This is a genomic window from Kocuria sp. CCUG 69068 (assembly GCF_020833785.1).
GTDB lineage: Bacteria > Actinomycetota > Actinomycetes > Actinomycetales > Micrococcaceae > Kocuria > Kocuria rosea.
Genome location: NZ_PDDL01000094.1, coordinates 1 through 13,426 on the forward strand (window position 1 = coordinate 1; position 13,426 = coordinate 13,426).

13 protein-coding genes are annotated in these 13,426 nt (G+C 73.5%); 7 read left to right on the forward strand and 6 right to left on the reverse strand.

Features of this window, described 5'->3' with window-relative positions:
• Together CRM73_RS14930 and CRM73_RS14935 are read left to right on the forward strand one after the other, a co-directional pair.
• On the forward strand, positions 1 to 1,507 hold a 1,507-nt coding region (locus tag CRM73_RS14930; protein ID WP_229588279.1), incomplete at its 5' end, for an LCP family protein.
• Positions 1,508 to 1,562: 55 nt separating this feature from the next.
• Positions 1,563 to 2,582 (forward strand): peptidoglycan bridge formation glycyltransferase FemA/FemB family protein, encoded by a 1,020-nt coding sequence (locus CRM73_RS14935; protein WP_095650447.1) that lies wholly within the window; start codon positions 1,563 to 1,565, stop codon positions 2,580 to 2,582.
• A gap of 10 nt (positions 2,583 to 2,592) precedes the next feature.
• Here the strand turns inward: CRM73_RS14935 and CRM73_RS14940 are convergent, their stop codons facing one another.
• Both CRM73_RS14940 and glpX read right to left on the reverse strand, forming a co-directional pair.
• Positions 2,593 to 3,768, reverse strand: a complete 1,176-nt coding sequence (locus CRM73_RS14940) for a hypothetical protein (protein ID WP_229588281.1) — start codon at positions 3,766 to 3,768, stop codon at positions 2,593 to 2,595.
• A 223-nt stretch (positions 3,769 to 3,991) separates the two neighbouring features.
• On the reverse strand, positions 3,992 to 4,939 hold the full coding sequence (gene glpX / locus CRM73_RS14945; RefSeq protein WP_109222828.1) for a class II fructose-bisphosphatase: 948 nt from the start codon (positions 4,937 to 4,939) through the stop codon (positions 3,992 to 3,994).
• A gap of 293 nt (positions 4,940 to 5,232) precedes the next feature.
• Between glpX and CRM73_RS14950 the strand changes: the two genes are divergently transcribed.
• From CRM73_RS14950 to CRM73_RS14960, 3 genes are all read left to right on the forward strand, one after another.
• Positions 5,233 to 5,943 carry a DUF4245 domain-containing protein gene (locus tag CRM73_RS14950; protein WP_017832404.1) on the forward strand — a complete coding sequence of 237 codons (711 nt, stop codon included), beginning with the start codon at positions 5,233 to 5,235 and terminating at the stop codon, positions 5,941 to 5,943.
• Positions 5,940 to 6,590 carry a carbonic anhydrase gene (locus CRM73_RS14955; RefSeq protein ID WP_095650449.1) on the forward strand — a complete coding sequence of 217 codons (651 nt, stop codon included), beginning with the start codon at positions 5,940 to 5,942 and terminating at the stop codon, positions 6,588 to 6,590. Before CRM73_RS14950 ends, CRM73_RS14955 begins: the two co-directional genes overlap by 4 nt.
• A gap of 77 nt (positions 6,591 to 6,667) precedes the next feature.
• Positions 6,668 to 8,089 carry a class II fumarate hydratase gene (locus CRM73_RS14960; protein ID WP_035927125.1) on the forward strand — a complete coding sequence of 474 codons (1,422 nt, stop codon included), beginning with the start codon at positions 6,668 to 6,670 and terminating at the stop codon, positions 8,087 to 8,089.
• A 152-nt stretch (positions 8,090 to 8,241) separates the two neighbouring features.
• On the opposite strand, the gene CRM73_RS14965 is transcribed toward CRM73_RS14960, so the two are convergent.
• The gene (locus tag CRM73_RS14965) at positions 8,242 to 8,712 is read right to left on the reverse strand and encodes an NUDIX domain-containing protein (RefSeq protein ID WP_095650451.1); all 471 of its coding nucleotides are present in this window, start codon (positions 8,710 to 8,712) and stop codon (positions 8,242 to 8,244) included.
• A gap of 61 nt (positions 8,713 to 8,773) precedes the next feature.
• Positions 8,774 to 9,298, reverse strand: a complete 525-nt coding sequence (locus CRM73_RS14970; protein WP_370658545.1) for a prepilin peptidase — start codon at positions 9,296 to 9,298, stop codon at positions 8,774 to 8,776.
• Positions 9,299 to 9,364: 66 nt separating this feature from the next.
• Here CRM73_RS14970 and CRM73_RS14975 point away from each other — a divergent pair, with 66 nt between their 5' ends.
• On the forward strand, positions 9,365 to 10,120 hold the full coding sequence (locus tag CRM73_RS14975; protein WP_017832409.1) for a hypothetical protein: 756 nt from the start codon (positions 9,365 to 9,367) through the stop codon (positions 10,118 to 10,120).
• Between the two features lie 10 nt (positions 10,121 to 10,130).
• Here CRM73_RS14975 and CRM73_RS14980 read toward each other — a convergent pair whose 3' ends face one another.
• Both CRM73_RS14980 and CRM73_RS14985 read right to left on the reverse strand, forming a co-directional pair.
• The gene (locus CRM73_RS14980; protein WP_229588283.1) at positions 10,131 to 11,480 is read right to left on the reverse strand and encodes a PhoH family protein; all 1,350 of its coding nucleotides are present in this window, start codon (positions 11,478 to 11,480) and stop codon (positions 10,131 to 10,133) included.
• A gap of 190 nt (positions 11,481 to 11,670) precedes the next feature.
• Complete coding sequence (locus CRM73_RS14985) at positions 11,671 to 12,432, reverse strand: isoprenyl transferase (RefSeq protein WP_017832411.1); 762 nt, start codon at positions 12,430 to 12,432, stop codon at positions 11,671 to 11,673.
• Between the two features lie 174 nt (positions 12,433 to 12,606).
• On the opposite strand from CRM73_RS14985, the gene CRM73_RS14990 reads away from it, so the two are divergent.
• Positions 12,607 to 13,314, forward strand: coding sequence for a hemolysin III family protein (locus CRM73_RS14990; RefSeq protein WP_017832412.1), 708 nt, complete (start codon positions 12,607 to 12,609; stop codon positions 13,312 to 13,314).
• The last annotated feature ends 112 nt before the right edge of the window (positions 13,315 to 13,426 follow it).

Below are 13,426 nucleotides of genomic sequence, written 5' to 3' on the forward strand. Positions count from 1 at the left end.
GGGCGTCGACGACGACGCGGCGAGCCCGCCCCGACTCACGGATCCGCTGCGCCACCCGCAGCACGCCGGGGACGGCACCCGGGCCCGGCGCGCGTGGACGCTGCTGCTGTCCACGCTCGTGGTCCCCGGCAGCGCGCAGCTCGTCGCGGGCCGGCGGGCCGTCGGCCGGGCGGCCCTCAAGGTCGACGTGGTGGTCTGGGCCGCGGCGGCGCTGGCGCTCCTGTCCCTGGTGCTGTGGCGCACTCCCCTGGTCTGGTTCCTGACGAACTCGTTCACGTCCCTGCTGCTGATCGCCGGGCTCGTGGCCCTGGCGGTGGGATGGGCGCTGCTCTTCTTCGACACGCTCCGGCTCGTCCGGCCCGGCCTGCTCGTGCAGCGGACCCGCCGCGCGGTGGCCGCGGCCACCGTGGCGCTCATGCTCGTCACCTCCGGCGGACTGGCCTGGTCCGCCTACCTGCTCTCCGTGACGCGCGGCGCGGTCTCGGACGTCTTCGGGGGCGGGCTGCCCTTCCGGCCCGCGGACGGGCGGTACAACATCCTGCTCATGGGCACCGACTCCGGGGAGGACCGCTCGGGCCGCCGCCCCGACTCGATGACGGTGCTCAGCGTGGACGCCGACTCCGGGCGGACCGTGACCGTCTCCCTGCCGCGCAACCTGCAGAACGCGCCCTTCCCTTCGGACTCGCCGCTGGCCGACGTCTATCCCGAGGGCTTCAACTGCGGCGACGAGTGCATCCTCAACGCCCTCTACACCGACGTCACGAACAACCACGCCGAGCTCTACCCCGACGCCGCGGACCCCGGGGCCGAGGCCATGAAGGACGCCGCCTCGGGCGTCCTCGGCATCGAGGTCCAGGCCTACGCGATCGTCGAGATGAACGGTTTCGAGCAGCTCGTCGACGCCCTCGGCGGGATCACCATCGACGTCGGCGGGCGCGTTCCGATCGGCGGCGGCACCGACCTGGTGACGGGCCTGCCGAACGAGATCTTCGGGTACATCGAGCCTGGCGTCCAGCGCCTGGACGGCTACCACGCCCTCTGGTACGCCCGGTCCCGCGAGGGGGCCACGGACTACGACCGCCAGGCGCGCCAGCGCTGCGTGCAGGCCGCGATGCTCAAGCAGCTCAACCCCGTCAACGTGCTGACCCGCTTCGAGGAGCTCGCGAACTCGGGCACACAGGTCGTCGAGACCGACATCCCGCAGAGCCAGATCGGCTCGTTCGTGGACGTGGCGCTCAAGGCCAAGGAGCACGAGCTCGTGCAGTACGCCGCCGGCCCGCCGTACTACGACCCGTCCTTCCCCACCTACCCGGACTTCGACCTGCTGCACGAGGACCTCGACCGGGTGCTCGAGGAGGCCACGGACCGCGGCGCGCGGGACGCGCAGGCCCTGCCGGCCGGCACCCCGGTGGGCTCCGGGATCGCGATGGCCGCCCCCCTCGCGGCGGCGAAGCCCCTCGTGGGGACGCAAGAGCTCACGCCCAACGGCACCTGCTCGGTGCCCTGACCGGCCCGGATCGCGGGGCGCCGGCGGCGCTCCGACGCCCCGGTACAGTGGGGGCGTGGCGAACATACTGCAGTCGAACGCATGGGCCGGATTCCAGCGGAACCTGGGGCACAAGGTGTTCCAGGCCTCCGGGGACGGATGGCGCTACCTCGCGATCCTCGAGGGCGGCCGGACGGGCCGCTACCTCTACTGCCCGTACGGTCCCGAGGCGCGGACCCCGCAGGCCTTCGAAGCCGCGCTCGACGACCTCGCCCGCACCGCCCGGTCCGAGCGCTGCTGGTTCGTGCGGGTGGAGCCCGTCGACGCCGCGGTGACGGACGGGCTCGAGACGCCCGAGGCGTCGTTGCGCCGGCGCGGGCTGCGCCCCGCCCCCCGGCAGGTGCAGCCGGGGCACACCCAGGTCATCGACCTCATCCAGGACGAGGACGCGATCCTCAAGGACATGAAGTCCACCAACCGCAACCTGCACCGCAACATCGCCAAGAAGGGCGTGACCTTCACGACCTCGGCCGACCCCGAGGACGTCGACGTGCTGCTGGGCTTCCTCGAGGCCACGGCCGAGCGCAAGGACTTCGCCCGGCAGCAGGACGCCTATCTGCGCGAGGCCGCCCGCAGCCTCATGCCCGTGGGCGCGGCGGCCCTCTACGTGGCCCGGTTGGACGGGGAGCCCATCGGCGCCTCCCTCGTCTACGACTCCGACGACACCCGCACCTATGCCCACGCCGCGATGGACTTCGAGCACCGCAGGCTCTCGGCGGGGATCCCCCTGGTCGTGCGGATGGTCCTGGACGCCAAGCAGAAGGGACTGAGCCGTTTCGACCTCTTCGGCACGGCGCCCGAGGACGCCGGCCCGGACCACCCGTGGCACGGCTTCACGAAGTTCAAGAAGTCCTTCGGCGGCCGCCCGGAGTCCTATCCCGGGACCTGGGACCTGCCGCTGAGCCGCGGGAAGTACGCCGCGTACACCGGTGTGCGCGCCGCCCGGGAGGCCGCCGTCTCGGCCCGCAAGAGCCTCCCGGGCCTGACCGGTCGGCTCCGGGAGTCCGTCGCCGGGATGCGCCGCCGGGAGTCCTGAGCGCCCGGTCTCAGCGCCCCGCCGCGTCCCGGAGGGCGGAGATGCTCTCGCCGACCACGCGGCGGGTGAGGTCCCGGGCCCGCCGGGCACGCCCCCGGACGGGACGGGACGCGCCGTCGTCGTCCTCGGGCACGTCGTCCGGCTCCCCGAGGTCGGGAGACCACGCCGGGGCCGGTTCGCCCAGGCCCAGCTCCGCGGCGACCGCGGTCCCCGAGGCCTCGGCGGCGGCCTCGGCGACGTCCTCCGAGAACTCCCCCGCCGGGCCACGGCCCAGGGCCTTCTCCCAGGGGCCCAGCACCGGGCGCTCCGTCGCCGCCAGCTCGCGGACCACGAGCGGCACCTCCGTCTCGTCCGGGTCGCCGCCGTCGAGACGCTGCACGCGCCGCTTCTGCAGCTCGACGATCCCGGTCAGCAGCAGGGCGTCGTCCACGCCCAGGTCCCGGCCCCGGCGGGTGAAGCCGAGCCGATAGATCATCGCCAGACCGCGCGTGTGCACTAACCACAGGTAGCCCAGGGCGGCCTCGCGGCCGTCCTCGGCGGCCTCGGTGGCCACGAGCAGCAGCGAGTCCTCGCCCAGGTCCTCCAGCAGCTGGGTGATGAGCCGGGTCCGCAGCCCGATGTTCGCGAGGACCCGGCTGCCCGCCGTGACCTCCCGCACCGTCACGCCCGGGGTGCGCAGTGCCGTGCGGCAGCGGTCCAGGGTGGCCTCCGAGAGCCGCCGCGAGAGGTCCCGCTCGGTCTCCCCCAGCACCACCTCCAGCCGCCGGGGCTCCTCCGGCCCGGCGTCCGCGGCGGGCCGGGTGAACCCGGCGGCCTCCAGCGCCTCCGGGGTGCCGGGCGCGCGCAGGGTGTCGGCCTGGAAGCGCAGCAGGACGGCCGAGTGCTCCTCCCGGGCCCAGTCGGCGAGGGCCGCGGCGACCACGGGCAGGTCCTCGGGCCGGTGGACGTGGCAGTGCACGGTCCCGGCGACCACGCGCTCGGCCTCGGAGCGCAGGTAGAGCTGCGCGTAGCCCACGGTGCGCTGCTCGGCGTCGTGGACCATGACGCGGTCGACCCGGAGACCGGGGCCCTCGGCGGAGGCCTGGGCCTCGCCGATGCCCCACAGCTGCTGCGGGTGCCCGCCGGTCACCCGGACGGTGGCGTCCCAGGTCTTGCGGTTGGGACAGGGGCTGACCGTGGTGCTCACGTGGGGATCCTCCTCGTCACCCGGGCGCTCCGCCCCGGCTGGGGGACCGCGGTCGGCGCCCGCAGTTCGGCCTCCAGTCTAGGGCCGGGACGGGCTGGGAGAGGGGCCGGACACGGTGCGACGGGGACAGGAGGACCCCCGCACCGGAGGTCGGTGCGGGGGTCCTGTCACGGCCGTGCCGGCCGGGCCCGGCGCCGGCCCGGTGTCAGGCTCAGCGGCAGGCTCAGTGGCGCGCGTACTTCTCCCACTTGGAGGCCAGGTGCTCGGCCTCGACCATCCGCACGGTCCCGGAGCGGGAGCGCATCACGATGGACTGGGTGGTGATGCGGCGGCCGCGGTAGCGCACGCCGCGCAGCAGGTCCCCGTCGGTGATGCCGGTGGCGGAGAAGAAGCAGTTGTCCGAGGTGACGAGGTCGTCGGTGGTCAGCACCGCGTCCAGGTCCAGTCCGGCGTCGAGGGCCTTCTGGCGCTCGTCGTCGTCGACCGGGGCGAGCCGGCCCTGGATGATGCCGCCGGTGGCCTTGACGGCGCACGCGGTGACGATGCCCTCCGGGGTGCCGCCGATGCCCATCATGACGTCCACGCCGGTGCCCTCACGGCAGGCCGCGATCGCCCCGGCCACGTCCCCGTCGAGGATCATCCGGGTGCGGGCGCCGGTGGCGCGGATCTCGTCGACGAGCTGCTGGTGGCGCGGGCGGTCCAGCACGCACACGGTGAGCTGGTTGATGTTGACGCCCTTGGCCCTGGCCACGAGGTGCAGGTTCTGCTTGACGGGCAGGCGCAGGTCCACGAAGTCCGCGGCCTCCGGGCCCACCACGAGCTTGTCCATGTAGAAGACGGCGGAGGGGTCGAACATCGACCCGCCGTCGGCCACCGCGATGACGGCCAGGGCGTTGTTCATGCCCAGCGCGGTGAGGCGGGTGCCGTCGATCGGGTCCACGGCGACGTCGGAGGCCGGCCCGGAGCCGTCACCCACCTGCTCCCCGTTGAAGAGCATCGGGGCCTCGTCCTTCTCGCCCTCGCCGATGACCACGGTGCCGTTGAAGTGCACGGTGGAGAGCAGGGACCGCATGGCGTCGACCGCCGCCCCGTCCGCGGCGTTCTTGTCGCCGGCGCCGACCCACTGGCCGCCGGCGATCGCCGCCGCCTCGGTGGTCCGCACCAGCTCCATCGCCAGGTTGCGGTCGGCCACGTTGTTGGTGCGCGCGGGGATCGTTCCGGTGGATTCTTCGGCCACGTTGTTCCTCACCTTCGAGTTCACGTTCTTCGGGACCCCCGGGCCGGGCTCGGCCGCGGGCGCGGTCCACGTCCCGCCCAGCATATCGCCCACGCCTCCGCGGACCGCGACCTGGGCCACATTGCGGCCGGGTGCGTCCGGGCGGGTCCGGCGCGGAGGGAGCGGGGGGCGGCGGACGGAGGGCGGGCGCGGCGGACAGGGGCCGGCGGACAGGGCACAATGGACGGGTGAGCTCCTCGACCCCCGACCGTCCCGCAGAGCACCCCTCGGCAGAGCACCCCGCGGCCGCGGGCCCCGGCACCGCGCCGGGCTCCGAGGCCGCCGAGGCCCCGGAGCAGCCGCTCCCGCAGATCACGGAGAAGCAGGCCCGACGGCTCAACGCCCCGGTGCAGGGGATGATCATCTCCATGGCGGTCCTCCTCCTGCTGGTACTGCCGTTCGTGTGGCTCCAGCCCCGCCCCGACGCCCAGCCGTACCGCCCCGACGTCGACGTCGCCCAGGAGGCGGACTTCGTCGCGGACGAGGCGCCCTTCACCCCGGTCGTGCCGGAGCCGGGCGAGGACTGGACCGCCAACTACGCCCGGTGGAACGGCGGCGCCGCCGAGGGGGTGCCCTTCTGGGAGATCGGCTGGGCCACCCCGCAGGGCAGCTTCATCGGCCTGGTGCAGACGTCCATGGCCAACCCCACGTGGCTGGCCCAGCAGGCCGAGGCCGTCCCCGCCACCGCGACGGTCGACGTGGGCGGCGTGCCGTGGGACGTCCACGTCCGGGAGGAGTCCCGGAACCAGGACGCGCTGACCGTGTACACCGGTGAGGTCAACGGCTCCACCGTCGTGCTCAAGGGCGACGCGTCCGGCGCCGAGCTGGACCGGCTGGCCGCCGCCGTCGCCGAGGACCTCACCGACGCCCCTGCCCCGCGAACCACGGAGATGCCATGACCCCGGACACCCGCCCCGACGACACCTCGCCCCGCACCCCGGCCGCCGCCTGGCAGCGCCTGCGCGAGGGCAACGCCCGCTTCGTGGCGGGCGAGTCCATGCACCCCAACCAGGACGCCTCCCGGCGGCAGTCCGTGGCCGGCGGGCAGAATCCGTTCGCCGTGATCTTCGGCTGCTCGGACTCACGGCTGGCCGCCGAGATCATCTTCGACCTCGGCCTGGGCGACGCGTTCGTGGTGCGCACCGCCGGGCAGGTCATCGACGACGCCGTGCTCGGCTCGATCGAGTACTCGGTCGCGAACCTCGGCACGCCGCTGATCATGGTCCTCGGCCACGACTCGTGCGGGGCCGTGACCGCCGCGCACAGCGTCGCCGGCTCCGGGCAGATGCCCCGCGGCTTCCAGCGGGACCTCATCGAGCGGATCATGCCCTCCGTGCTCGAGACCCAGCGCCACGGCCACCAGGACGTCAACGCGGCGGTCGTGGAGCACACCAAGCAGACGGCCTCCCGCCTCATGGAGCAGTCCCGGGTGATCGCCGACGCGGTCTCCAACGGCGAGGTCGCCGTGGTCGGCGTCTTCTACCACCTCGAGGACGGCCAGGCGGAGCTCGTCCACGGGCACGGCACCTGGCTTCCGGGCCGCTGAACCGGGTGCCCGGCGCGGCGGCCGTCACCCCGGGTCGCCGTGCCGGGCGTCACCCGGCGCTGTCCTAGACTGGCGCCATGGCTGATACCACCGCAGAGACCACCGAGTACCGCATCGAGCACGACACCATGGGCGAGGTCCGCGTTCCCGCGAACGCCCTGTACCGCGCCCAGACCCAGCGTGCGGTCGAGAACTTCCCCATCTCGGGCAAGCCCCTCGAGCCCCAGCACATCGTCGCGCTGGCACAGATCAAGAAGGCCGCCGCCAAGGCGAACGCGGAGCTGGGGGTGCTCGACGACGAGCGCGCCCGCGCCATCGCGGACGCCGCGGACAAGGTCGCCACGGGGCAGTACGACGAGCACTTCCCGATCGACGTCTTCCAGACCGGCTCCGGGACGTCCTCCAACATGAACACCAACGAGGTGCTGGCGACCCTCGCCAACCAGGCGCTCGAGGGCACGGACGTCGAGGTCCACCCCAACGACCACGTCAACGCCTCCCAGTCCTCCAACGACGTCTTCCCGACCTCCGTGCACGTCGCCGTCACGGGCGCGCTGATCAACGACCTGGTCCCGGCCATGACGCAGCTCGCCGAGTCGCTCGAGCGGAAGGCCGCGGAGTTCCAGGACGTCGTGAAGTCCGGGCGCACCCACCTCATGGACGCCACGCCGGTGACCCTGGGCCAGGAGTTCGGCGGCTACGCCGCGCAGGTCCGCTACGGCATCGAGCGGGTCGAGTCCTCGCTGCCGCGGGTGGCCGAGGTCCCGCTGGGCGGCACCGCCGTGGGCACCGGCATCAACACCCCCGCCGGCTTCTCCGCCCGCGTCATCGAGCTGCTCGCCGAGGAGACCGGGCTGCCGATCACCGAGGCCCGCAACCACTTCGAGGCCCAGGCCAACCGGGACGGCCTGGTCGAGGCCTCCGGGCAGCTGCGCAATGTCGCCTACAGCTACATGAAGATCAACAACGACCTGCGCTGGATGGGCTCCGGCCCCAACACCGGCCTCGGCGAGATCCTCATCCCCGACCTCCAACCCGGCTCCTCGATCATGCCCGGCAAGGTCAACCCGGTGATCTGCGAGTCCACCATCCAGGTCTGCGCGCAGGTGATCGGCAACGACACCACCGTCTCGCTGTCCTCCACCAACGGGGCGTTCGAGCTCAACGTGGGCATCCCGGTCATGGCCTCGGCCCTGCTGGAGTCCATCCGGCTGCTCGCGAACTCCTCGCGCGTGATGGCGGAGAAGATGATCGACGGGCTCGAGGCGAACACGGAGCGCTGCCGCTTCCTCGCCGAGGCGTCCCCGTCCATCGTGACCCCGCTGAACAAGGCCATCGGCTACGAGGCCGCCGCGAAGATCGCCAAGCACTCCGTGGCGAACAAGATGACGGTGCGCGAGGCGACCATCGCCCTCGGCTACGTCGAGAACGGCCAGCTCACCGAGGAGCAGCTGGACCGGGCGCTGGACGTCACCACCATGACGGGCCCCAACGCCTGACCCTGCGCTCCCGGCGCACCGAGGGGTCGCGACCCACGCACCTTCCGGACCGAGGGGTCGCGTCCGCACGGCAATGCTGCGTCATTGCGTGCGGACGCGACCCCTCGCCGTGTCCGGGCACAGTTCGCGACCCCTCGCGGCATCCGGGGGGCTCAGACCACGAAGCGGGGCGGGCCGCTGTGCGCCCGCGCGGCCCGCAGCCGCTCGAGCTGGTGGGGCGGCATCGGCGGGAGCTCGTCCATGGCGTACCAGCCGACCTCGAGCGACTCGTCGTCGTTGACGCGGGCCTCGCCGGAGACCCAGCGGCAGCGGAAGGTGTGGTCCAGGAACTGGCAGCGGTCCCCGTTGGGGTACCGCACGGGCTCCCCCGCCCTGACCGCCACGAGCTCCTCCACGACGGCGACGACGCCGGTCTCCTCCAGGCACTCGCGCACCGCCGTGACCGCCGGCTCCTCGCCGGGCTCCACGATCCCGCTCACCAGTCCCCAGTTGCCGTTGTCGCTGCGCCGGGCCAGCAGCACCCGGCCGTCCTCGCGCAGCACCACGGCGGTGACGGCAGGCAGCCACAGGAGATCGTGGCCGATCTTCTCCCGCAGGGACAGGACGAACTCGGGGGTGGGCATGCGGGCTCCTCGTGCAGTGTCTTGGGGTGGGGTCCGGCCCATTCTGGCAGGCCGGCGCGGGTCACAGCAGCAGGAGGACCCCGAGGGCCCCGGTGATCATGGCGGGACCGAACGCCACCCGGGAGCGGGCGTCGACCCGGCCGAGCACCACGAGCACCGCCCCGGCCAGACCGCCGAGCACGAACCCGGCCGCCGCCCCCAGCACGGCGTGCCAGACGGAGACGAAGCCCAGGCACATGCCGAGCAGACCGGAGAGCCGGACGTCGCCCATGCCCATCCCGGCCGGGTGGAGCATGCGGAGCAGGACGTAGAGCCCGCCCACGACCACCAGGCCCCACAGCATCCACAGCAGCCGGACCGGCTCGCCGGCCAGCACCGCCGCCCCGCCCAGCAGCACCCCGCACCCGGGGTACAGCGGGCGCACCACGCGGCCGGGCAGCCGGTGCTCCCGCACGTCGGTGCGCCACAGCCACGCGCACGCGACCACGAGCACAGCGGTGCCGAGCAGCGCGAGCGCCCCGGCGGCCCACCCGGCGGCGTCCCCGCGGGTGAACTGCTCGGTCAGGAAGGTGCCCACACCGGGCATCGTAGCCCCGGCCCCCGCAGGGACGGGGTGCCTGTGGACGCGCGGGGCCCTCCCTAGACTGGGGTCATGCACCGCTCCCCCGTCCCCGCGCCCACCGACCAGGACGAGTTCTGCGCGCTCAGCCGCTCCTCCCCGTGGCGCTGGGACACCCTGCGGTTCGTGCTGTCCTGGCCGGCCCCCGCGGACGCCGCGCCCCGCCGGCCCGTCCGGGCCTGGGTCCGCCGCCCGGACGGCCTGCGCGTCGAGGCCCTGGACGGCACCCCCCTCTACACGGCCACCACGCGGGAGCAGTCGCGCGACGACTTCTACGTCGCCTCGACCTCGGCCTCGTGGCTGCTCGCGCCGCAGCTGGTGGCCCCGGTGTTCACGGACTCCGGGCTCGTCGAGCGCAGGCCCGAGGCGGCCTACGGGGACCCCGTCTTCGGCGGCGGCCGCTGGCAGGCCATCCTCGACCCCGTCGAGCTGGCCGGGGACGCCCCCGTGCCGCCCTACCTGCCGGAGCGGCGGCCCTGCACGGTCGAGGACGTCCGCACCGGCACCCACCACGGGCGGCCCGTGCGCGGCGCCGTGGTGGTCCCCGGCCACGCCTACACCCCGACGACGCCGGGGCACCCCCTGGCCCCGGCCCGCACCCGGGTGCTCCTGGACGAGCGGACGGCCGTCTGCGTCCGCTCCGAGGTGCTCGAGGGCCCGCTGGCCGGCACGGGCCACGACCTGCGGATCGAGGCCGTGGACGAGTACTTCATCGACGACCTCTTCCGCTCGGTGCCCCTGGACCTCACGGACGTGAGCAGGCACCTGCCCTGGCCCGTCGGCCCCTGAGGCCCCCGGCTCAGCTGTCCAGGTCGCCCAGGACCTCCGTGACCAGGGCGGCGATCGGTGAGCGCTCCGAACGGGTCAGCGTGACGTGGCCGAAGAGCGGGTGGCCCTTGAGCGCTTCGACCACGGCGGTCACGCCGTCGTGGCGGCCGACCCGGAGGTTGTCGCGCTGGGCGACGTCGTGGGTCATGACCACCTTGGAGTTCTGCCCGATCCGGGACAGCACGGTGAGCAGCACGTTCTTCTCGAGGGACTGCGCCTCGTCCACGATCACGAAGGCGTCGTGCAGGGACCGGCCGCGGATGTGCGTCAGGGGCAGCACCTCGAGCATGCCCCGGTCGAGCACCTCCTCGACGACCTCCTGCGAGACCAGCGCCCCGAGGGTGTCGAACACCGCCTGGCCCCACGGGTTCATCTTCTCCTCCTCGGAGCCGGGCAGGTAGCCGAGCTCCTGGCCGCCCACGGCGTAGAGGGGACGGAAGACCATGACCTTGCGGTGCTCCCGGCGCTCCATCACCGTCTCCAGGCCCGCGCACAGGGCCAGGGCGGACTTGCCGGTGCCGGCGCGCCCGCCCAGCGACACGATGCCCACCTCGGGGTCCAGCAGGAGGTCGATGGCGAGCCGCTGCTCGGCGGAGCGCCCGTGCACGCCGAAGACGTCCCGGTCCCCGCGCACCACCCGGGCGGAGCCGTCGGCGCGGACCCGGGCCAGGGCGCTGCCGCGCACGGAGTGCAGGGTCAGGCCCGTGTTGGCCGGCAGCTCCTCGGCGCCCGGGACCACGGCGGCCTCGCCGCCGTAGAGCCGGTCCACCACGTCGTCGGGGACCTCGAGGGCCGCGGTCCCGGACCACTCGACGTCGGAGCCGACCCACTCGGCCCGGTACTCCTCGGCCTCCAGGCCCAGGGCGGAGGCCTTGACCCGCATGGGCAGGTCCTTGGAGACGATGCACACGTCCTTGCCCTCGTTGGCGAGGCTCAGCGCCACCGCCAGGATCAGGGAGTCGTTGTCCTTGAGCCGGAAGCTCACCGGCAGGACGGTGTCCGAGACGTGGTTGAGCTCCACCACCAGGCTCCCGCCCTGGTCCCCGAGGGGCACGGGCCGGTTGAGCCCGCCGTGCTCCACGCGCAGGTCGTCCAGCAGCCGCAGGGCCTGCCGGGCGAAGTAGCCCAGCTCCGGGTCGTGCCGCTTGCCCTCCAGCTCGGTGATGACGATGACGGGCAGCACCACCTGGTGCTCGGCGAAGCGCAGGATCGCCCGGGGGTCCGACAGCAGCACCGAGGTGTCGATCACGTAGGAGCGCACCCCGGCGCCCAGGGGGGCGGAGATGTCGGTGATGCGCTCCTGCTTCTTGGAGATGCTCATGGTGGCCCTTCCTCCTCGGTCCGGCGGGCGGCGTCAGCGCCGTCCGCCTGAGGACAACGTATGCGGACCGGACCCGCCGCGCGAGCAGAAACGGTGAACGGCGCGCAAATTGCCAGCGACCGCCCCGGACGTGCCCGGCGCCGCGACCGGGGACGGCGTCCGGGACGACGACGGGCGGGGTCCGGTGGGCTCAGCCGCCGAAGCGCCGCTGCCGCGAGGCGTAGTCCCGCAGCGCCCGCAGGAAGTCGACGCGCCGGAAGTCCGGCCACAGCGCCTCGCAGAAGTAGTACTCGCTGTAGGCGGACTGCCACATGAGGAACCCGGACAGCCGCTGCTCGCCCGAGGTGCGGATCAGCAGGTCCGGGTCCGGCTGCCCGCGCGTGTAGAGGTGCTGGGAGATGTCCTCCACGGACAGGCTCTGCGCGAGCTCCCGGACGTCCGCGCCGGCGTCGAGGGCATCGGTGAGGACCTCCCGCACCGCGTCCACGATCTCCTGCCGGCCCCCGTAGCCGACCGCGATGTTCAGGTGCGGGCCGGCGTTGCCCGCGGTGCGCTCCGTGAGGTCGGCCAGGCACGCCGCGAGCTGCGGCGGCAGCATCTCGAGGGCGCCGACGGGCTGGACCCGGCAGATGCCCGTCTCGGTGAGCGTGTCCATGAGATCGGAGATGATCTCGAGCAGGGGTTCCAGCTCCGCGGCCGGGCGCTTGAGGTTCTCGGTCGAGAGGATGTAGAGGGTGACCACCTCGATGTCCAGCTCCCGGCACCAGCCGAGGAACTCGACGATCTTCTGAGCGCCCGCCTTGTGCCCGTCCGCGGTCGAGGCGCCGAACTGCTTGGCCCACCGCCGGTTGCCGTCCACGAGGACGCCGACGTGCTTGGGCAGCCGCCGCGGATCGAGCTCGGCGGAGAGCCGGCGCTCGTAGAACCGGTAGAGCGGCCGTGGCTTGGGCATCTGTGCTTCCTCCCGGGTTCTCGCGCACGGTGTCGGGGGTCGGGCCGGACGTGGTGGGGGCCACGGTGCCGGGCGTGGTGGTGATCACGGACCCGGCCGGCTCTCGGCGACGCCTCCTAAACTACCCGGTGGGAGACCGGACGGACTCACGCACAGCACGCCGGGAGGAACATGATGGAGCACACGCACAGCGCCGCCCGCCGGGCCGCCGGCCGCGTCGAGGAGGCGGTCGAGCACGGGATCGAGGGACTCGTGGAGCGCAAGCCCGCGTGGCGGGGCTGGATCCACGCGAGTTTCACGCCCGTCGTCGTCGCCCTGGGTCTCGTGGCGATCCTGCTGGCGCCCAGCACCGAGCTGCGGATCGCGTGCGCCGTGTACGGCGTGACGGGCATCCTGCTGTTCGGCGTGTCGGCGATCTACCACCGCGCCTACTGGCCCCGTCGGCTGCACATGGTCCTGCGCCGGATGGACCACTCGAACATCGCGCTGCTGATCGCCGGCACCTACACCCCGCTGGCGGTCGCGCTGCTGGACCCGCCGCAGTCCCGGCTGCTGCTGGTCGTGATCTGGTCCTGCGCCGCCGGTCTGGTGCTCTTCCGGCTGCTGTGGACCCTGGCGCCCCGCTGGCTGTACACGCCGCTGTACGTGGTGATGGGCTGCCTGGCCCTCTTCTACCTGCCGCAGTTCTGGCAGATCAGCCCCCCGGCGGCCGCGCTGACCGCCGCCGGCGGCATCGCCTACATCACCGGCGCCGTGGTCTACGGCACCCGGCGGCCGCGCCTGCTCCCCGAGGTGTTCAGCTTCCACGAGGTCTTCCACGCCTTCACGGTGCTGGGCTTCGTGCTGCACTACGTGGCGATCATGCTCGCGATGCTCCGCTGAGCGGCTCCGCCCCGCCCACCCGCTCACCGGGCTCCGCGGGCCCCGGGGGCCGCGCCTGCGGGGCCGGGCTCTTGCCTCAGCCGCGCGGGGCGGGCCCCTCCGGCTCCTCGGC